Below are 17,197 nucleotides of genomic sequence, written 5' to 3' on the forward strand. Positions count from 1 at the left end.
GCCGGGGCCGGCGGCGGGGCCGCGGCGGCGGTGGGGGCGACAGCGGTGGGGACGGCCGGCGAGCGCCCGTCCCCACCGCGCCGGTCAGCCGAGCTGGTTGGTGATCTTCGAGATGCCGTTGGCCCAGGCATCCTCGGGGCTGACACCGTTGACCTCGACGGACAGCAGCGCCTGGGTGAGCGCGTTCTTGGCGACGCCGTCACCCACGCCCAGGATCTGGGTCGGGGCGGACTGGGCAGACGCGGAGAAGATCTCGCCGGTCGGGGCGTCGTTGAAGTACTCGTCGGTGGAGTCGGCGACGTCGTCGAACGCCTCGGTGTTGGACGGGAAGTTGCCGCCGACCTCGAACACCTTGGCCTGCTGCTCGGCGTCGGTCAGCCACGCGATGAGCTTGGCCGCCTCTTCCTTGTTCTTCGAGGCCTCGGGGATGCCGAGGTAGGCGCCGCCCCAGTTGCCGCCCTGGCCGCCCGGGAGCTCGGTGATGTTCCACTGGCCGGAGCCGGCGTCACCGGCCTTGCCCTTGATGTAGCCGATCATCCAGGACGGGCAGGCGATGGTCGCGAACGTGCCGGAGCCGAAGCCCGCGTCCCAGCTCGGGTCCTTGAACTGCTCGAGCTTCGCCGTGAGGCCCGACTGCCCGGCGGCCGCGGACTTCATGAACGCGTCCTTGACGGCGGCGTTGTTCTCGACGACGAGCTCGCCCGCGGCGTTGTAGTAGATCTCCGACTCGGTGGAGACGATGGCGTTGTAGAGCCCGCCCGCGGAGTCGAAGAACGCGCTGCCCTCGGGCGCGTTCGCCTTGTACTCCTCGGCGAGCGCGATCACGTCGTCCCAGGAGCCGAGGCGCTGCTTGAGCTCCTCGGGGTCGGAGGGCAGACCAGCGGCGTCGTACAGGTCGGTGCGGTAGCACAGGCCCATCGGGCCGATGTCGGTGCCCAGGCCGAGGACCTTGCCGTCGGTGGTCGTGGCGGCGTCCGCCTTCCAGTCGACGTAGTCGCCGACGCGGTCCGCGGCGACGGTCTGGGACAGGTCCGTCCAGAGGTCGGCCTGGTTCGTGACGACGTCGGCGATGCGCGCGACCTCGATGCCCTGGATGTCGGCGGTGCCGGATCCCGAGTTCAGCTTGGTCTGCAGCGCGGGCCAGTACTTGTCCTCACCCTGGGTGGACTCGTACTGGATCGTGATGCCCTCGTTCTCGGCCTCGTACTGGTCGAACAGGCCCGCCTCGTCGAGCCCGAAGGTGCCGAAGAGCGACACCGTCAGGACCGTCTCACCGTTCGCGCCCGTGGTCGGGTCGCTGGCCTCGGACGAACCCGAGCAGGCGGTCAACGTCAGGGCGCCCGCCATGATGACGGCGGTCGCTCCTGCGGATCTACGTGCTGTGAACATCGTTCCTCCTCGCGGCCCGGGGGCCGGCTGGCTCGCAGGATCGGTCGACATCGAGCGATCCCCACCGGTCCGCTCTGACCGGTGTGCCCCACCCGGCAGCCGGTGCTGGGTGGGTTGTCGACGCGGGGTCGACAGGTGATGAACGCTGAGAAAGCGCTTTCATTCCGTTCACGACTCTGCGTCATCTCGTCCGGCTCTGTCAAGAGGCGTCCGTTCTGCGGAGGAGGGGACAGCCGTCGCCGACGACGCGCACGGGCGTGAGCGGGTACCTCCAGCGCGGGCGCGCGCCATGCCTAGCGCCGGTGCCGCGCGGCTCCGGGCGCGCCCGGGAAGAGCCGGCCTGGCTCAGGCGGAGTCGCGCACCACGAGCTCGGTCGCGAGCGTCACCGACGTCACGGGCAGGCCGTCGAGGGCGTCCAGCAGCATCCGGGTCATCTGCCGCCCCATGGCCTCGAGCGGCTGCCGGACGGTGGTGAGCGGGGGGTGGGCCTGTGCCGCGAGCGGGACGTCGTCGAACCCGACGACCGCGACGTCGTCGGGCACGCTGCGGCCGGCCTCGCGCAGGGCGCGCAGGGCGCCGAGCGCCATCAGGTCGTTCGCGGCGAAGATGCCGTCGATGCCGGGGTCGCGAGCGAGCAGCCCGCGTGCGACCTCATAGCCGCTGTCGGGGGAGAAGTCCCCGGCGACCACGAGCTCGTCGGACAGGGGTAGGCCATGCTCGGCGAGCTCGGCGCGGAAGCCGAGCAGGCGGTCGCCGGAGGCCGTCATGTCCGGCGGGCCGGCGATCGTCGCGACGTGGCGGCAGCCGCGCTCGATCAGGACGTGCGCGGCCGAGCGTCCGCCTGCGACGTTGTCGGGGGACACGAACGGCAGCGCGGGACGTCGGCCCGGAGGTCGACCCGCGAGCACCACGGGGATCCCCAGCCGCTCGAGCCGGCCGGGCAGGTGCTCGTTCGCGTGCACCGACAGGAACATCGCGCCGCCGAGGTGCCCGCCCGCGGCGTACTCCTCGAACCGCGCGCGGTCGTCGTCGGTCGACACGATCGCGAACATCAGCTGGCGGCGGTGGTCGGAGGCGGCCGCCTGTGCGCCCCGCAGCACCCCGGCGAAGAACGGGTCGGCGAAGAACCGCTCCCGGGTCTCGGAGACCACGAACGCGATCGCGTCGCTGCGCCCGCCGGCGAGCTCACGGGCGGCCTGGCGGGCGACGTAGGAGAGCTCGGTCGCGGCGTCCCGCACGGCCTGCTGGGCGCGCTCGCTGACCTTGCTCGACCCCGCCAGGACCCGGCTCGCGGTGGCGCGGGACACCCCGGCGCGCGCGGCGACGTCGTCGAGCGTCGCGGCGTGCGTGCGTGCGGGGCGCACCATGTCTCGTCCCTTTCCCAGCGCCCGCCCGGACCGGGAGGGTTCGGCACACAGTATGCCCGCCCGGCCCGGCGGGGTGTCGGACGCGCCCGCCCGCCGTCGCGGCCCGGTGCCGAGCGTCAGCCGACGATCGGCGAGCCCTCCGGCAGCCGGATGAGTCGCTGCCGCTCGCGCAGCGCGAGCGCGGTGCCGAGCGTGACCGGCCCCAGCCGACCCGCCAGCATCAGCATGATGATGATGCCTTGGTGCCACGGCGCGAGCTCCGCGGTGATGCCGGTGGACAGACCGACGGTCGCGAACGCGGACACGACCTCGAACAGCACCTCGTCCGAGGTGAACGGCGACGTGCTGGTGATCGTGATCGCCGCCACCGCGATGGTCGCCATGCTCAGGAGCACCACTGCGAGGGCCTGGCGCTGCACGGCGGGGGCGAGCCGTCGGCCGAACAGCACCGAGTCCGGGTCGCCGCGGAGCTCGGCCCACATGACGACGAACAGGACCATGAAGGTGGTGACCTTGATGCCGCCCGCGGTGCTGCCGCTGCCGCCGCCGATGAACATCAGGACGTCCGTGCCGAGCCACGTGCCGTTGTTCATGGCGCCCGTGTCCACGGAGTTGAAGCCGGCGGTCCGCGGCATCACGCCCTGGAAGAACCCCGCCAGGATCTTGCCGCGCGCGTCGAGGGGGCCGAGCGTGGCGGGGTTGGTCCACTCGGCGATCGTCACGAAGGCGCCCCCGACGACGAGGAGGACGGCGCTCGCGGCGAGGGTGATCTTGGTGTGCAGGCTCCAGCTCTTCGGCCGGCGCCGCGAGCGGGTGAGCTCGAGGATGACGGGGAACCCGATCCCGCCGACCACGACGGCGACGGCGATCGGCACGCAGATCCACGGGTCGGTCGCGAAGCTCGAGAGGCTGTCGCTGAACAGCGCGAAGCCAGCGTTGTTGAAGGCGGACACCGCGTGGAACAGGCCGAGCCACAGTGCACGGAGCGGCTCTTCGCCGTAGGACACGACGTAGCGGCCGGCCAGGACGAGCGTCGTGGCCCCCTCGACCACCGCAGTCACGATCCCGATGCCGACGAGGGTCGTCCGGACGTCGCCAAGACCGACGCTGCGGGTCGCGGACGCGCTGACCATCCGGGTCTGGAGGTTCAGCCTCCGCGACAGGAGCAGGCCGAGCAGGGAGGCGAGGGTCATCACACCGAACCCGCCGACCTGGATCAGCGCCATGATCACGACCTGGCCGAACGTCGTCCACTGTGTCGCGGTGTCGAGGACCGTCAGGCCCGTCACGCACACGGCCGACGTCGCAGTGAACACAGCCTCGAGGATCGTGGGCCGGTGCGCGGTGGTGCTGGCCGCAGGAAGGAGCAGGAGGGTCGCCCCGAGGACGACGGCGACGACGAAGCCTGCGGCGACGATCTGCCCGGGCCTGCGGCGGGCTCCCGGCCGGTACGTCTGCCCGCGTCCGCCCGGTCGCGGTGGGGCGACGGGAGTGCGGGTGGACAGGAAGGGCGCGGTGCGCAGGCGCAGCAGCAGGGGTGACGCGGCGGACATCGGGGTGGCTCCAGGACGGGTCCCGGTCCCGGGGTCGGGGCGGGCAACGAGTCGCCACGCTAGGCGTCGCGGACTCGCCGTCGGGCCGAAAAGGTCCCCCGGGCGAAGACCTTGACGGTTCCTTAACGGTCGTCGAAGAGGTAGCCGCGCCCCGGCATCGTGATGAGGTGGCGAGGGGCCGCGGGGTCGTCCTCGAGCTTGCGGCGCAGCTGCGCGGCGTACACCCGCAGGTAGTTCGTCTCCGTCCGGTAGGCCGGGCCCCACACGTCGTGCAGGAGCTGCTCGCGGCCCACGAGGTGCCCGCGGTGCCGCACCAGGATCTCCAGCAGGGACCACTCCGTCGGCGTGAGCCGCACCTCGACCCCGTCGCGGTGCACACGCTTGCGCGCGAGGTCGATCGTGAGGGCGCCGGCGCGGACGGGCACGGCGTCCGTGCCGGGGGTCGCACGCCGGACCGCGGCCCGGAGCCGGGCCAGGAGCTCCTCGGACCCGAACGGCTTGGTGATGAAGTCGTCGGCGCCCGCGTCCAGCGCCGCGACCTTGTCGGGCTCGTGCCAGCGGGCGGACAGCACCACGACCGGGGTCGCGGCCAGCGCGCGCAGACGCGGGATGACGGTGAGCCCGTCGGCGTCCGGCAGCCCGAGGTCGAGCAGGATGACGTCGACCGGCGCGCGGGCGGCCTCGAGCGCCTCGGCGGCGGTCGTCGCGGTCCGCACGTCCCAGCCGTGGGTGCGCAGGTTGATCGTCACGGCCCCGAGGAGACTCGCGTCGTCGTCGACCACGAGGACGCTCGGCGCGACCACGGCGGACGCCTCCCGCCCGGCGGCGTCCGGTCCGCTGTGGTCCGCTCCGCCGGCACCCGCGCCGAGGTCGGCCCGGGCGCTCATCGTGCGTCCGCCCGGGGCACGCGCACGACGGCGGTCAGGCCGCCGCCCTCGGTGTCGCGCAGCGAGACCTCCGCGTCGATCGCCTCCGCGAGGCCGCGCACCACGGCGAGCCCCAGCCCCATGCCGGCCGGGTGGTCGGCGCCTGCCCCGAGCCGCTCGAACGCCTGAAAGACGCGCTCGCGGTCCGCGGGTGCGATGCCGGGTCCGTCGTCGACGACGGTGACGACGAGCGCGTCGTCGCCGGCGCGTGCCGCGACGAGGGGGCGCGCTCCGGGACCCGCGTGCCGCGCGGCGTTGCTCGCGAGGTTGGCCACGACGCGCTCGAGCAGCACGGCGTCGGTCCACGCGAGCGGCAGGGACTCGGGCAGGTCCAGCTGCACGCGGTCGGCGAGGCCGTCGAGCGCGAGCGGGAGGATCTCGTCGAGGCTCACCGGCACCAGCTGGGCGCGCACCGCGCCGGCCCGCAGGCGGGAGAGGTCGAGCAGGTTGCCCACGAGGCGCTCGAGGCGCCCGGTCGACACCTCGACGGTCCGGGTGAGGGCCACCCGGTCCTCGGGGGCGAGCAGGTGGTCGTGGCGCAGGCCGTCGACCGCGGCGCGGATCGCCGCTAGCGGGGTGCGCAGGTCGTGGGACGCGGTGGTGAGGATCGCCGTGCGGGTGGCGTCGGCCTGCTCGAGCTCGAGCGCGCGGGCCGCCCGCGCGCGCAGCCGGCGGCCCTCGAGGACGAGCGATGCCTGGGCCGTGAAGCGGTCGAGCAGCCGAGCGTCACCCAGCCCGGTGGGGCCGGTGACGCGGATGCGCAGCCGCCCGGCGACCGCCGACCACGTCGAGCCGTCGGCGGGGCCCGGGTGCTCGTGCACGGTCACCCAGGTGTCCGTCGCGACGTCGCGCTCCTCGACCCGGACGCCGTGCCCCGGTGCGTGCCGCGCGAGGACGGCCGCGACGTCGGCGGGTGCGTCGCCCCCGTCGAGGACGGCGCGCGACAGGTCGGCGAGCAGCTCGGCCTCCGCCCGGGCGCGCCGGGCCTGGCCCGAGCGTCGCTCGGCGACGTCGACGACCGAGGCCACCGCGACCGCGACGAGCACGAACACGACGAGCGCCAGCGCGTCCTCGCCGTCCGCGACGACGAGCTCGCGCGTGGGCTCGGTGAAGAAGTAGTTCAGCAGGGAGGAGGCGAGCAGCGCGGCGGCGAGCGAGGGCAGGAGGCCGCCGACGATCGCCGTGGCGACGACGAGCGTGAAGAAGAACATCAGGTCGCTCGCGAGCGAGAGGTTGTCGCGCTCGAGCAGCAGGACGCCGGTCAACGCCGGCGGACCGAGGACGGCCAGGGCCCACCCGCCGGCGGTGCGGGCACGGGACAGCCCGTGGTCGCGCCCATGGTCGGGTCGGGTCATGACGCTCCTCGTCGTGCACGGGCCGGGCACGACAGCCCTGGTGACGGTCGCGCGGCGGCCACCGCGCGACCAATCTACGCTGGGCGCGTGAAGATCCTCGTGGTGACGACGTGGTTCCCTGGCGCCCACGACCCGGCGACGGGAGCGTTCGTGGCCAAGGACGTGCTCGCGCTCGCGGCCGAGAACGACGTGCGGGTGCTCCACCTCGTCGCACCGCGGCTGCACGACGGCGGGCCCGAGCGCACGGAGCACGGCGGGGTGCCGGTCCGACGCCTCGTCATGCACCCGGGCCGGCCGGCGCACCTCGCGCGCGCCCACGCCGCCGTCGCGGCGGAGAGCGGCTGGGCCGACGTCGTGCACACGATGGCGTTCTCGACGCTGCTGCCGTTCCTGGGTCGCGCGCGGCCAGACCGCCCGTGGCTGCACACCGAGCACTGGCAGGGTGTGACGTCGCGGCGCCACCTGGCTCTCCCGCTGCGTCTCGCGATGCCGGTCCTGGAGCGCCTCCTGCTGCGTCCCGACGTCGTCACGGCCGTCTCCGAGTACGCGACGGCGCCCATCCGGGCTCTGCGCGGCTCCCGGCCGACCGCCGTCGTGCCGTGCATCGCCGCGACGCCCGCCGTGCCGCCCGCGCGCCGCGACCGCGACGGCGACCGCGACGCCACGCTGCGGCTGGTCGCGGTCGGGTTCCTCAACCCCATGAAGGATCCCTGCGTCGCCGTCCGCACGGTGGCCGAGCTCGCGGCGCGCGGCGTCGACGTCCACCTCACCTGGGTCGGCGACGGGCCGCTGCGCGCCGAGACCGAGGCCCTGGCGCGCGAGCTGGACGTGCACGAGCGGCTCACCATCACCGGCTCCGTCGCGCCCGCCGACGTCGGCGCCCACCTCGCAGCGGCCGACCTGTTCTTCCTGCCCACGCGCCGCGAGACCTTCGGCGTCGCGATCGCCGAGGCCATCGCGCACGGGCGACCCGTCGTGGTCGGCGCGACGGGGGCGCAGCGCGAGTACGTCGCCCCGCGCGTGGGTGCGCTCGTCGAAGTCCAGGACCCCGCCGCGTACGCCGACGCGATCCTCCGGGTGGACGCGGACACGCGCGACCTGACCGCCGCCGACGTCGCCGGGAGCATCGGCGGGGCCTTCGCCGCGGAACGCGTGGTCGCGGGCTACGAGCGCGCCTACCGCGAAGCCGTCGCGGGGCCCTCGCGCCCGGGGCGGTCATGAGCCGCCGCGGCGGCGAGCGGGACGAGGGTTCGTCGCCGTCGGGCGCGGGCCGCGCGCAGGAGGTGTCGCCGGCCGGCACCGAGCCCGTCGTCGACGTCGTCGTCGCCGTGCACACCACGGCGCGACCGATCGCCCGTGCCGTCGGCTCGGTGCTCGCCACGGCGGCACCGGTGCGCATCACCGTCGTGTGCCACCACGTCGCCCCGGCCGAGGTGGACGCGCTGCTGGACGACGTCCGGGCGCGGCTGCGCGACACCCCGCACCAGCTCCGGCTCCTCGCCCTCGACGACGGCACGCGCAGCCCGTCGGGCCCCTTCAATCTCGGGCTCGACCGGACGACCGCGCCGTTCGTCGCGATCATGGGCTCGGACGACGCCCTGGAGCCTGGCGCGGTGGACTCGTGGCTGGCCCGCCAGCGCGAGCACGACGCGGACGCCGTGGTGCCGCGCCTGCGGCACGGGCGGGTCGAGGGGGCGGCACTCGTGCGCACGGCCGCCGGCGCGCTGGCGCGGCTCGGACTGGTCGGCTCCGACGCGGTGCCCACGCCCCCGGCACGTCCGGGCCGACGCCGCGTGTCGGGCGTCCGCGACCGCCTCGCCTACCGCAGCGCCCCCCTCGGGCTCGTGCGCCGGGCGACCCTCGAGGCGCTCGAGCTGCGGATGGTGCCCGGGCTCGGCGTCGGCGAGGATGTGGCGTTCTCGACGCGGCTGTGGCTCGAGTCGCGGGTGGTGCTCGACCGCCACGGGCCCGCGTACCTGATCGGCCCCGACGCCGCGGACCGCGTGACGTTCGCGCACAAGCCCGCCGCGGCCGAGCTCGCGTGCGTCACGGACCTCGTCGCCCAGCCGTGGTTCGTCCGGCTGCCAGTGGTGGCACGGCGCGGGGTGGCGGTGAAGCTCGCGCGGATCCACGTGTGCGGGGCCGTGCACAACCGGCCCGACCCGGCGCGCTGGACGTCCGCCGACCTCGACGCGTTCGTCGCGACCGTGACGGCGCTCGACGCAGCCGCACCCGGGTACGCGGTCGTGCTGTCCCGCGCGGACCGGGACCTGCTCGACGCGCTCGCCCAGCATGGAGGGGCGGCGCGGGCGCCCGGCGCCGCGGCGACGGAGCTCCTCGCGCTGTCCCGGCGCCGCCGTCGCCACGGCACACCGGTCACCCTGCTCCCGCGTGACCCGCGGCAGGTGCTCGCCCGGGAGGCGCCGTTGCGCGTCATGGTGGCGTCGGTGCTGGCGCGTCTCGGCTGACGCGGCTCGCCGTGCTCGCGGGCTGGACCTCGGTCGCGCCCGTCGCCGGCAGCCCCTCGTGTCCGGCCCCCGGAGCGTTCGACCCCCTCGATATGCTGGCCCAGGCCCGCGGGACGCGGCGCCAGCCCCGAGCAAAGGACTCCTCGCATGCGCATCGCCGTCGTCGCCCTCGGCAAGATCGGCCTGCCGCTCGCGGTCCAGTTCGCCGACGCCGGGCACGAGGTCGTGGGGGTCGACGTCAACCCGGCGACCGTGGCCACCGTGAACGACGGCCGCGAGCCCTTCCCGGGCGAGGCGCACCTCGCCGAGAAGCTCGCCGCGCTCGTCCCCGCCGGCCGGCTGCGCGCGACGACGGACTACGCCGACGCGATCCCGGGTGCCGACGCCGTCGTGCTCGTCGTGCCGCTGTTCGTGGACGAGGAGACCGCGCAGCCCGACTTCGGGTGGATGGACGCCGCGACCCGCTCGCTGGCCGCGCACCTGACGCCGGGCACCCTGGTCTCGTACGAGACCACCCTGCCCGTGGGGACGACGCGCGAGCGCTGGAAGCCGCTGCTCGAGGAGGTCTCCGGCCTGCGCGAGGGGACCGACTTCGACCTCGTCTTCTCGCCCGAGCGCGTGCTCACCGGCCGCGTCTTCGCGGACCTGCGGCGCTACCCCAAGCTCGTCGGCGGGCTCAGTGCGCAGGGCGCGGCGCGTGCGGTCGACTTCTACGAGGCCGTCCTCACGTTCGACGAGCGACCCGACCTCCCGCGTCCCAACGGCGTGTGGGACCTGGGCTCGGCGGAGGCCGCGGAGATGGCCAAGCTCGCCGAGACCACGTACCGCGACGTCAACATCGGGCTGGCGAACCAGTTCGGGGCGTTCGCGGAGCGCGCGGGCATCGACATCTACGCCGTGATCGACGCGTGCAACTCCCAGCCCTACAGCCACATCCACCGCCCGGGCATCGCCGTCGGCGGGCACTGCATCCCCGTCTACCCGCGCCTGTACCTGTCCGTGGACCCCGACGCGTCGATCGTGCGCGAGGCCCGCGCCGTGAACGCGGCCATGCCCGAGCACGTCGTCGGTCGCGCGGCCGAGGTCCTCGGCGACCTCGCCGGACTGCGCGCCGTCGTGCTGGGCGCGGCCTACCGCGGCGGCGTGAAGGAGACGGCGTTCTCGGGCGTGTTCGCGACGGTCGCGGCGCTCGAGTCCCGCGGTGCGCGCGTCACCGTGCACGACCCGCTGTACGACGACGCCGAGCTCGCCGCGCTGGGGTGGACGGCACACCGGCGGGGCGACGAGGTCGACGTGGCGGTCGTGCAGACGGACCACGCGGAGTACCGGGAGCTCGCACCGGCCGACCTGCCGGGGATCCGGCTCCTGGTCGACGGTCGCCGGGTGACGGACCCGGCGCGCTGGACCGGCGTGCCACGGATCGTCGTCGGGCAGGGCTGAGCCCGACGTGACCTGGACGGCGATGCTCGGCCCCACGCTCCTCCTCGCGACGGCCGTGGTGCTCCCGGGGACGGTGGTGCTGCGCCTGCTCGGCGTGCGCGGCGTCCTCGCGCTCGGCGGTGGGCCCGCCGTGTCGGTCGCGGTCTACGCCGTGCTCGCGATCGTGGCGAACCTCGCCGGGATCGCGTGGGCGTGGCCCCCGGTGCTCGCGGGCTGGGTCCTCGTCGCCGTCGTGGCCGCCGTGCTCGGTCGCTGGGCGCGGGGGTGCCTCGGGGCCCTCGCGGAGCCGTCTCCGCGAGGCCGCACCGCAAGCCTGCTCGCGCTCACCTTCGTCGTGGCCGCGGCGCTGCTGGCCGTCCCGATCGCCGTCGGCATGGGCTCGCCGGGCGCGCTGCACCAGCACTGGGACTCCGTGTTCCACGCCAACGGGGTGCAGGCGATCCGGGACACCGGCAACGCCTCGACGCTGGGCGCCATGGCACCCCTGTTCGGCGACATCGGGCCGCGCTTCTACTATCCGGCGGCGTGGCACGGCCTCGTCGCGCTCGTGCCCGCGAGCGTGGCCGTCGCCGCCAACGCGTCCACGTTCGTCCTCGGTGTCCTCGCGTGGCTGCTGGGCATGGGAGCCCTGGGCCGCGTCGTCCTGAGGACCTGGACGGGCGCGGGCCTCACGCTCGTCGTGGCCGCCGGCTTCGGTGCCTTCCCGGCGGTGATCCTCGCGACCCTCGCGCAGTGGCCGTTCGGCGCGGCCATCGCTCTCGTCCCCGGTGCGCTCGCCCTGCTGATCGCCGGCACCCGCGGCGCGCACGGCCGCGGGCGCGTGGTCGCCGTGCTCGCCGTCGCCGTGGCCGTCGGGGGTGTGGTCCTCGCGCACGGCTCAGGGCTGTTCTCGTTCCTCCTGGTCGCCGGCCCCTATGTCGTCGTCGCGGCCGTGCGGTGGGGTCGCACCCAGTGGAGCGGCGGACGCCGGCGCGCCGTGCTCGCCCTCGCCGTCGGGAGCGGGCTGGTGCTGCTGGCCGCGCTCGTCGTCGTCCTGACCAGCCCCACGGTGCAGAACATGCTGCGGTTCGAGCGGAACGTCAACGCGTTCTACCCCGTCACGGCCTACCGCACGCTGACGGACCTGCCGTTGGCGGTGCCGTTCGTCGGCAACCTCCCGATCGCCGCACTGACGATCCTCGGCGTGCTCGCCGTCCTGCGCAGCCCCGCCCGGCGCGAGCAGCTGCGCTGGCTCGTCGTCGCGTGGGGGGTTGTCATCGCGATGGTGGCGCTCGCGGCCGGGCCGGAGAACCCGCTGCGCATGCTCGCCGGGTTCTGGTACACGCAGTCGGCACGGATCGCCGCCGTGTACCCGGTGGTCGCCGCGCCGCTCGGCGCGCTCGGGCTGCTCGCAGCAGCGGCGTGGCTGCGCGCGCGGTTGCGCGAGGGACGTCTCCCACGCCTCGCGCCCCTCGGGGCCCGGCCCCTCCCGACCGTCGCCGCCCTGCTCGCCGGGATCGTCGTCGTCGCCACCGCGGGTTGGTACGCCCCGGCCAAGGCGGGCCGCTTCGCCGAGGCCTACGAGCCCGGACGGATCGCCTGGGGCACCATGCTGTCCGAGGAGGAGATCGCCCTCGTCCGCCGCCTCGAGACGACGACGCCCCCGGACTCGGTGATCCTCGGCGACCCGCACAACGGCGCGCCCTTCGCGTACTCGGTCGCGCACCGCCGGGCCGCCCTGCCGCAGCTCGGCACGTCCGGGATGTCCGAGTCCCAGGCCGTGCTCGCTGACCGCTTCTTCGCCCTGGGCGAGGACCCGGCCGTGTGCGACGCGGTACGCGACCTGGGCGTGACCCACTTCTACCTCGACACCGCGACCGTCGCCGACGGCGCGAAGGTGAGCCCCTCGGCCCCCGGCCTGCAGCGGCTGCCCGCCACCGGCGTCGAGGAGGTCGACTCGGGCGGGACCGCGACCCTCTACCGCGTGACGGGCTGCGGGCAGGGCTGAGGGAGACGCCCGGTCACGAACGGCGCCGGTAGATCGCCATGGTGACGGGGGCGAGCAGCGCCGTGAGGCTTGCCGAGGCGATCAGGGCCCACGAGACCTGCGCGAGCGTCGCCGTGCCTGCCATCAGCCCGCGCACCGCGGTCGTCAGGTGGGACACGGGGTTGACGTCGACCCACGCACGCAGGAGGTCCGGCATGGTCGCGGGGTCCACGAAGATGTTCGACGCGAACGTCAACGGCATGAGGATGAGCATCGACACGCCCATGACGGCGTTGGGGCTGCGCATCACGAGCCCGAGGATCACGAACGCCCAGCTGATCGCGAACGCGAACACGAGCAGCAGGCCGACGGCGGCGAGCACGCCCGTGACGCCGCCCGCGGGGCGGAAGCCGAGCGCCAGGCCGAGCCCGATCGTGATGGCCGACGCGACCGAGTAGCGCACCGTGTCGCCCAGCAGCGCCCCCACGATCGGCGCGGGCCGCCACACGGGCAAGGACCGGAACCGGTCGAACACCCCCTTGGTGATGTCCGTGTTGAGCGTGAAGCCCGTGTACACGGTCACCACGAGGACCGTCTGGACGACGATGCCCGGGAGCAGGAACTGCAGGTAGGTGCCCGTGTCCCCGGCGATGGCCCCGCCGAACAGGTACGTGAACATGAGCGTGAAGATCACCGGGGTGAGCGTGACGTCGAACAGCTGCTCGGGGACGTGCTTGATCTTCAGCAGCGCCCGGTAGGCGAAGGTCATGGTGGCGCTCAGCGCGGAGGGTCGGGTCGGGCGCTCGGGCACCGCGACGGCGGCACGGAGCGCGTTGGTGCGTCGGGCGTCGAGGGTGGTCATCGTCGTTCCTCCGGGGCTGTGGCTCTGGCGGCGTCGGCCTCGTCCGTCGCTGCGGGCTCGCCCGTGAGCGCGAGGAACACCTCGTCGAGGGTCGGCTGACCGAGCGAGAGCTCGGGCACGTCGATGCCGGCGTCGAGCAGCGCGGGCAGCACGTGCGCCGCGGCCTCGGTGCGGTCGTCGGCCACCCGGGCCTCGAGCGCCGCGGCGTCCGGCAGCAGGGTCACGGGCGTCCCGAGCACCCGCTCCACGACGGCGGCGGCCTGCGCGCGACGGGTCGGGTCTGCCAGGCGCATCCGCACGGTGCCGGTGCCGACCGACGCCTTGAGCTGCGGCGCGGTGCCCTCCGCGATGACCCGCCCGTGATCGATCACGGCGATCCGGTCGGCGAGCTGGTCGGCCTCGTCCAGGTACTGGGTGGTCAGCAGCACGCTCGCGCCCTCGGAGACCAGGAGGCGCACGATGTCCCACACCTGGTTGCGGCTGCGGGGGTCGAGGCCCGTCGTCGGCTCGTCGAGGAACAGCACGGACGGGCTCATGACGAGGGAGGCGGCCAGGTCGATGCGGCGACGCATGCCGCCCGAGTACGCCTTGACCTGCTTGTCCCGGGCCTCGCCGAGCTCGAACGCCTCGAGCAGCGCGACGCCGCGCGCGCGAGCCTGCGGCGGCCGGAACCCGTACAGGCGGGCGATGACGACGAGGTTCTCGAGCCCCGTGAGGTCCTCGTCGACGGACGCGTATTGGCCCGTGAGCCCGACGACGGTGCGGACGTCGTGGGCGTCGGCGACGACGTCGTAGCCCAGGACGCGCGCGTGCCCGGCGTCCGGACGGAGCAGCGTGGCGAGCATCCGCACGACCGTGGTCTTGCCTGCGCCGTTCGGCCCCAGCAGCGCGTAGACGGACCCGGCGGGGATGGCGAGGTCGACGCCGTCGACCGCCGTGGTGTCACCGAAGTGCTTGACCAGTCCCGACGCCTCGACGGCGAGCGTGCCGGTCATGCCGGCTCCATGGCCATGTGCATGACCTCCCACACGAACCCGTCGGGGTCGGTGAACGAGCGGCTGTACATGGGGCCGTCGGCCAGGGGGTCGCCCCACGCGCCTCCGCCGAGGGCGAGCGCGCGGGCGGAGAGGTCGTCGACCTCGGTGGGGCTCTCGGCGGACAGGCAGTAGATCGCGCGGGTGCCGTGCGCCTGCTCCGCGACCGGGCCGACGACGAAGTCCGCGAAGCGCGCCGGGGTCAGCAGCATCAGGTAGATGGTGGGGGAGACCACCACGGCGACGCTGTCCGGTCCGGTGTAGGCCTCCTCGATGCCGAAGCCGAGGCCCTCCCAGAATGCCCGGGACCGAGCGAGGTCGGTGACCGGGAGGTTGACGAAGATCATGCGGTCCATGGCGGGCTCCTCAGCGGCGGGTCGTGGTCGAGACGTGGGCGCGGTCGTGCGCCGTCACGAGGTCTGACTCGGCGCGCGGGCGGAACTCATCGGGGTCGGGCGGTTCGTCCGGATCGTCGGGTCTTCACTCTCGCCGGGGTGAGGCGTAGCGTCGGGGCGTATGGGCGATCTCGAGAGCAACGAGGGGTTCGCGGCCCTCGTGGAGCCGCACCGGCGCGAGCTGCTCGCGCACTGCTACCGCATGCTCGGCTCCGTCCAGGACGCCGAGGACATGGTCCAGGAGACGTTCCTGCGCGCCTGGCGGGCCCAGGACGGGTTCGAGGGCCGCGCGTCGCTGCGGACGTGGCTCTACCGGATCGCGACCAACGTGTGCCTGACGGCGCTCGCGAGCAGCCCGCGCCGCCCGCTCCCGACGGGCCTGGGTCAGCCGCCCTCGGACCCGACCGGCCAGCTCGAGTCCCGGCCCGAGCTGCCGTGGCTCGAGCCGCTGCCGGACGAGCTGGTGTGGGGCAGACACGAGCCGGCGCCCGACGAGGAGGTCGTCAGCCGTGAGAGCGTGCGGCTCGCGTTCGTCGCGGCGCTGCAGCACCTCACCGCGCAGCAGCGCGCGGTGCTGATCCTGCGGGACGTGCTCGCGTGGTCCGCGGTCGAGGTCGCGGCGGCGCTCGACCTCTCGGTCGCGGCGGCGAACTCGAGCCTGCAGCGCGCGCGGGCGCACCTGGCGTCGGTGCGGGCCGGCCGGGCCGAGCGCGGCAGCGACCCGGTGGCGGGTGGCGGGCTGGTCGCCGAGTTCGCGCGCGCCTTCGAGAGCTACGACGTCGCGCGGATCGCCGAGCTCCTGACCGCCGACGCGGTGTGGGAGATGCCGCCGTTCACGGGCTGGTACTCGGGCTCGGCCGAGATCGCGCGGCTCATCGAGACGCAGTGCCCGGCGTCGGGCCCCGGCGACATACGGATGGTGCGGACTGCCGCGAACGGCCAGCCGGTCCTGGCGCTGTACATGCGCGGCGACGACGGGGTGCACCGCGCGTTCCAGCTGCAGCAGCTGACGGTGCGCGACGGGCGGGTCGCACACGTGGCCTGCTACTTCGACACCGCGCTGTTCGACGCGTTCGGGCTGCCGGCCGTCCTTCCGCCCGCAGGGTCAGCCGATCTGCTCCTGCGTCACGAGGCGGGCGCGGAGCGCGGGGTCCTCGCGCAGCCGGGCTGAGTGGTCGGCGCCGCTCAGCACGACCGACGCGTCCGCAGCCCAGGCGCCCAGGCACTCCTGCAGCGCCGTCGCGAGCGGCGCGGGTGTCGCCTGGTCGGCGGACGCGCCCGTCGTCACGAGCGTCCGGGCGCCGGCGACGTGCCCGGTGGCGGCGGCCCACGCGAGCAGCTCGCCGTAGGTGACGCGGCTCTCCGCTGCGTCGTCGCCGTCCGCGCCGCTGCCGACAGCCCGGAGCGCCTGCTCGTCGTCACTCACGGGCGGCAGGTACCCGATCTGGTCGCCGAACGACATCACGGCGGCGGCGGCGTCCACCACCCCCGCGGGCAGCGGCTCCGCGCCGTCCCACCGGCGGGCGAGCCCGGGCAGCGCGACGGCGGCCACGAGCGGGACGCGCCCGGCCCACGCCGCCGGACGGTGCGTGAGGACGACCTCGGGCGCGGGTACCGCGACCGTGTCGTCGGGGTCGCTACCGACGCTGACCTCTGCCCCTGCGCACCACGCGCCGAGCGCCCACACGGCCGCGCGCCAGTGCACGGGCAGGTCGAGGAGCACCCGGGTGCCGGGCTCGACGTCGAGCTCCTCGACGAGCATGTTGGTGCACTTGGTTATCCAGTTGAGGAGCACGGCCCCCGACAGCTCGATGCGCTCGCCGTCGGGCCCGTACCAGGTCAGACGAGGTCGACCGGGATCGAGGGACAGGGGAGCGAGGGCGGCGACGATCGGTGAGGAGGCCATGGGACGAGCCTACGAGAGGCGCACAGCGAGATTTCCTAACACATCCGGCTTGACTATCGCGGATGACACGCGTGTAATTCCCCTAACGGAATTCGTGATGCTCGTGATCATCGCTGCGGCGCACACCGACCTTCGCCACGGAACTACACGACACGACGCAGAAGCACCACGCCGACGCAGTCGCAACAGAGGGGCACAGCATGTGGAACCTGCTCGATGACGACGGGGCCTTCCCCTCGGACGTGAGCCGACCCGTGGATGGTGTCGCGGCCGTGCTGCCGCTGTTCGGCGAGGACGCCGAGACCGCGATGAGCTGGCAGGAGCGCGCGCTGTGCGCCCAGACCGACCCCGAGGCGTTCTTCCCCGAGAAGGGCGGCTCGACGCGCGAGGCGAAGAAGGTCTGCACGAGCTGCGACGTCCGCTCCGAGTGCCTCGAGTACGCGCTCGCCAACGACGAGCGGTTCGGCATCTGGGGCGGCCTGTCGGAGCGCGAGCGTCGCAAGCTGAAGCGCCAGGTCGTCTGACGCGTCGCCGG

The 17,197-nt window shown here is 74.3% G+C and carries 15 protein-coding genes; 6 read left to right on the forward strand and 9 right to left on the reverse strand.

Features of this window, described 5'->3' with window-relative positions; all coding sequences use genetic code 11:
* Positions 1–84: 84 nt before the first annotated feature.
* The 5 genes from BMZ30_RS11440 to BMZ30_RS11460 all read right to left on the reverse strand — a co-directional run bounded on the left by BMZ30_RS11440 (position 85) and on the right by BMZ30_RS11460 (position 6,591).
* Positions 85–1,389, reverse strand: a complete 1,305-nt coding sequence (locus BMZ30_RS11440; RefSeq protein ID WP_093378869.1) for an ABC transporter substrate-binding protein — start codon at positions 1,387–1,389, stop codon at positions 85–87.
* A gap of 345 nt (positions 1,390–1,734) precedes the next feature.
* Positions 1,735–2,757 (reverse strand): LacI family DNA-binding transcriptional regulator, encoded by a 1,023-nt coding sequence (locus BMZ30_RS11445; protein WP_093378873.1) that lies wholly within the window; start codon positions 2,755–2,757, stop codon positions 1,735–1,737.
* 116 nt (positions 2,758–2,873) lie between these two features.
* Positions 2,874–4,310, reverse strand: a complete 1,437-nt coding sequence (locus BMZ30_RS11450) for a TrkH family potassium uptake protein (RefSeq protein ID WP_093378877.1) — start codon at positions 4,308–4,310, stop codon at positions 2,874–2,876.
* A gap of 122 nt (positions 4,311–4,432) precedes the next feature.
* The gene (locus BMZ30_RS11455; protein WP_093378880.1) at positions 4,433–5,197 is read right to left on the reverse strand and encodes a response regulator transcription factor; all 765 of its coding nucleotides are present in this window, start codon (positions 5,195–5,197) and stop codon (positions 4,433–4,435) included.
* Positions 5,194–6,591, reverse strand: coding sequence for a sensor histidine kinase (locus BMZ30_RS11460; RefSeq protein ID WP_093378883.1), 1,398 nt, complete (start codon positions 6,589–6,591; stop codon positions 5,194–5,196). The genes BMZ30_RS11455 and BMZ30_RS11460 overlap by 4 nt, the downstream gene beginning before the upstream one ends.
* A gap of 87 nt (positions 6,592–6,678) precedes the next feature.
* On the opposite strand from BMZ30_RS11460, the gene BMZ30_RS11465 reads away from it, so the two are divergent.
* From BMZ30_RS11465 to BMZ30_RS11480, 4 genes are all read left to right on the forward strand, one after another.
* Positions 6,679–7,812, forward strand: a complete 1,134-nt coding sequence (locus BMZ30_RS11465; protein ID WP_177191361.1) for a glycosyltransferase family 4 protein — start codon at positions 6,679–6,681, stop codon at positions 7,810–7,812.
* The gene (locus tag BMZ30_RS11470; protein WP_093378889.1) at positions 7,809–9,059 is read left to right on the forward strand and encodes a glycosyltransferase family A protein; all 1,251 of its coding nucleotides are present in this window, start codon (positions 7,809–7,811) and stop codon (positions 9,057–9,059) included. Before BMZ30_RS11465 ends, BMZ30_RS11470 begins: the two co-directional genes overlap by 4 nt.
* A gap of 147 nt (positions 9,060–9,206) precedes the next feature.
* A complete protein-coding gene (locus tag BMZ30_RS11475) occupies positions 9,207–10,499 on the forward strand; it encodes a nucleotide sugar dehydrogenase (RefSeq protein ID WP_093378891.1) in 1,293 nt (430 codons plus the stop codon).
* A gap of 7 nt (positions 10,500–10,506) precedes the next feature.
* Entirely contained in the window at positions 10,507–12,486 is a 1,980-nt protein-coding gene (locus BMZ30_RS11480) for a DUF6541 family protein (RefSeq protein ID WP_093378894.1), read from the forward strand.
* A gap of 13 nt (positions 12,487–12,499) precedes the next feature.
* Here BMZ30_RS11480 and BMZ30_RS11485 read toward each other — a convergent pair whose 3' ends face one another.
* The 3 genes from BMZ30_RS11485 to BMZ30_RS11495 are packed head-to-tail and all read right to left on the reverse strand — an operon-like array spanning position 12,500 to position 14,717.
* The gene (locus BMZ30_RS11485; protein ID WP_093378896.1) at positions 12,500–13,327 is read right to left on the reverse strand and encodes an ABC transporter permease; all 828 of its coding nucleotides are present in this window, start codon (positions 13,325–13,327) and stop codon (positions 12,500–12,502) included.
* Positions 13,324–14,322 carry an ATP-binding cassette domain-containing protein gene (locus tag BMZ30_RS11490; RefSeq protein ID WP_093378899.1) on the reverse strand — a complete coding sequence of 333 codons (999 nt, stop codon included), beginning with the start codon at positions 14,320–14,322 and terminating at the stop codon, positions 13,324–13,326. The genes BMZ30_RS11485 and BMZ30_RS11490 overlap by 4 nt, the downstream gene beginning before the upstream one ends.
* Positions 14,319–14,717: a VOC family protein gene (locus BMZ30_RS11495; RefSeq protein WP_093378901.1), complete on the reverse strand. Its 399-nt coding sequence runs from the start codon at positions 14,715–14,717 to the stop codon at positions 14,319–14,321. Before BMZ30_RS11495 ends, BMZ30_RS11490 begins: the two co-directional genes overlap by 4 nt.
* A gap of 160 nt (positions 14,718–14,877) precedes the next feature.
* On the opposite strand from BMZ30_RS11495, the gene BMZ30_RS11500 reads away from it, so the two are divergent.
* The gene (locus tag BMZ30_RS11500) at positions 14,878–15,927 is read left to right on the forward strand and encodes a sigma-70 family RNA polymerase sigma factor (RefSeq protein WP_093378904.1); all 1,050 of its coding nucleotides are present in this window, start codon (positions 14,878–14,880) and stop codon (positions 15,925–15,927) included.
* Here the strand turns inward: BMZ30_RS11500 and BMZ30_RS11505 are convergent.
* Positions 15,862–16,662: a TIGR03089 family protein gene (locus BMZ30_RS11505; protein ID WP_093378906.1), complete on the reverse strand. Its 801-nt coding sequence runs from the start codon at positions 16,660–16,662 to the stop codon at positions 15,862–15,864. The two genes, BMZ30_RS11500 and BMZ30_RS11505, sit on opposite strands and share 66 nt — an antisense overlap.
* A 200-nt stretch (positions 16,663–16,862) precedes the next feature.
* Here BMZ30_RS11505 and BMZ30_RS11510 point away from each other — a divergent pair, with 200 nt between their 5' ends.
* Entirely contained in the window at positions 16,863–17,186 is a 324-nt protein-coding gene (locus BMZ30_RS11510; RefSeq protein ID WP_093378909.1) for a WhiB family transcriptional regulator, read from the forward strand.
* The last annotated feature ends 11 nt before the right edge of the window (positions 17,187–17,197 follow it).

Source organism: Flavimobilis marinus, assembly GCF_900113055.1.
Taxonomy (GTDB): domain Bacteria; phylum Actinomycetota; class Actinomycetes; order Actinomycetales; family Cellulomonadaceae; genus Flavimobilis; species Flavimobilis marinus.

What these genes read in the sequence shown, in the direction of transcription:
- BMZ30_RS11475 (WP_093378891.1), top strand. Translation starts at nt 9,207, where the DNA reads ATGCGCATCGCCGTCGTCGCCCTCGGCAAGATCGGCCTGCCGCTCGCG.
- BMZ30_RS11445 (WP_093378873.1), bottom strand. Translation starts at nt 2,757, where the DNA reads ATGGTGCGCCCCGCACGCACGCACGCCGCGACGCTCGACGACGTCGCC.
- BMZ30_RS11505 (WP_093378906.1), bottom strand. Translation starts at nt 16,662, where the DNA reads ATGGCCTCCTCACCGATCGTCGCCGCCCTCGCTCCCCTGTCCCTCGAT.
- BMZ30_RS11450 (WP_093378877.1), bottom strand. Translation starts at nt 4,310, where the DNA reads ATGTCCGCCGCGTCACCCCTGCTGCTGCGCCTGCGCACCGCGCCCTTC.
- BMZ30_RS11500 (WP_093378904.1), top strand. Translation starts at nt 14,878, where the DNA reads ATGGGCGATCTCGAGAGCAACGAGGGGTTCGCGGCCCTCGTGGAGCCG.
- BMZ30_RS11470 (WP_093378889.1), top strand. Translation starts at nt 7,809, where the DNA reads ATGAGCCGCCGCGGCGGCGAGCGGGACGAGGGTTCGTCGCCGTCGGGC.
- BMZ30_RS11495 (WP_093378901.1), bottom strand. Translation starts at nt 14,717, where the DNA reads ATGGACCGCATGATCTTCGTCAACCTCCCGGTCACCGACCTCGCTCGG.
- BMZ30_RS11460 (WP_093378883.1), bottom strand. Translation starts at nt 6,591, where the DNA reads ATGACCCGACCCGACCATGGGCGCGACCACGGGCTGTCCCGTGCCCGC.
- BMZ30_RS11490 (WP_093378899.1), bottom strand. Translation starts at nt 14,322, where the DNA reads ATGACCGGCACGCTCGCCGTCGAGGCGTCGGGACTGGTCAAGCACTTC.
- BMZ30_RS11455 (WP_093378880.1), bottom strand. Translation starts at nt 5,197, where the DNA reads ATGAGCGCCCGGGCCGACCTCGGCGCGGGTGCCGGCGGAGCGGACCAC.
- BMZ30_RS11485 (WP_093378896.1), bottom strand. Translation starts at nt 13,327, where the DNA reads ATGACCACCCTCGACGCCCGACGCACCAACGCGCTCCGTGCCGCCGTC.
- BMZ30_RS11440 (WP_093378869.1), bottom strand. Translation starts at nt 1,389, where the DNA reads ATGTTCACAGCACGTAGATCCGCAGGAGCGACCGCCGTCATCATGGCG.
- BMZ30_RS11510 (WP_093378909.1), top strand. Translation starts at nt 16,863, where the DNA reads ATGTGGAACCTGCTCGATGACGACGGGGCCTTCCCCTCGGACGTGAGC.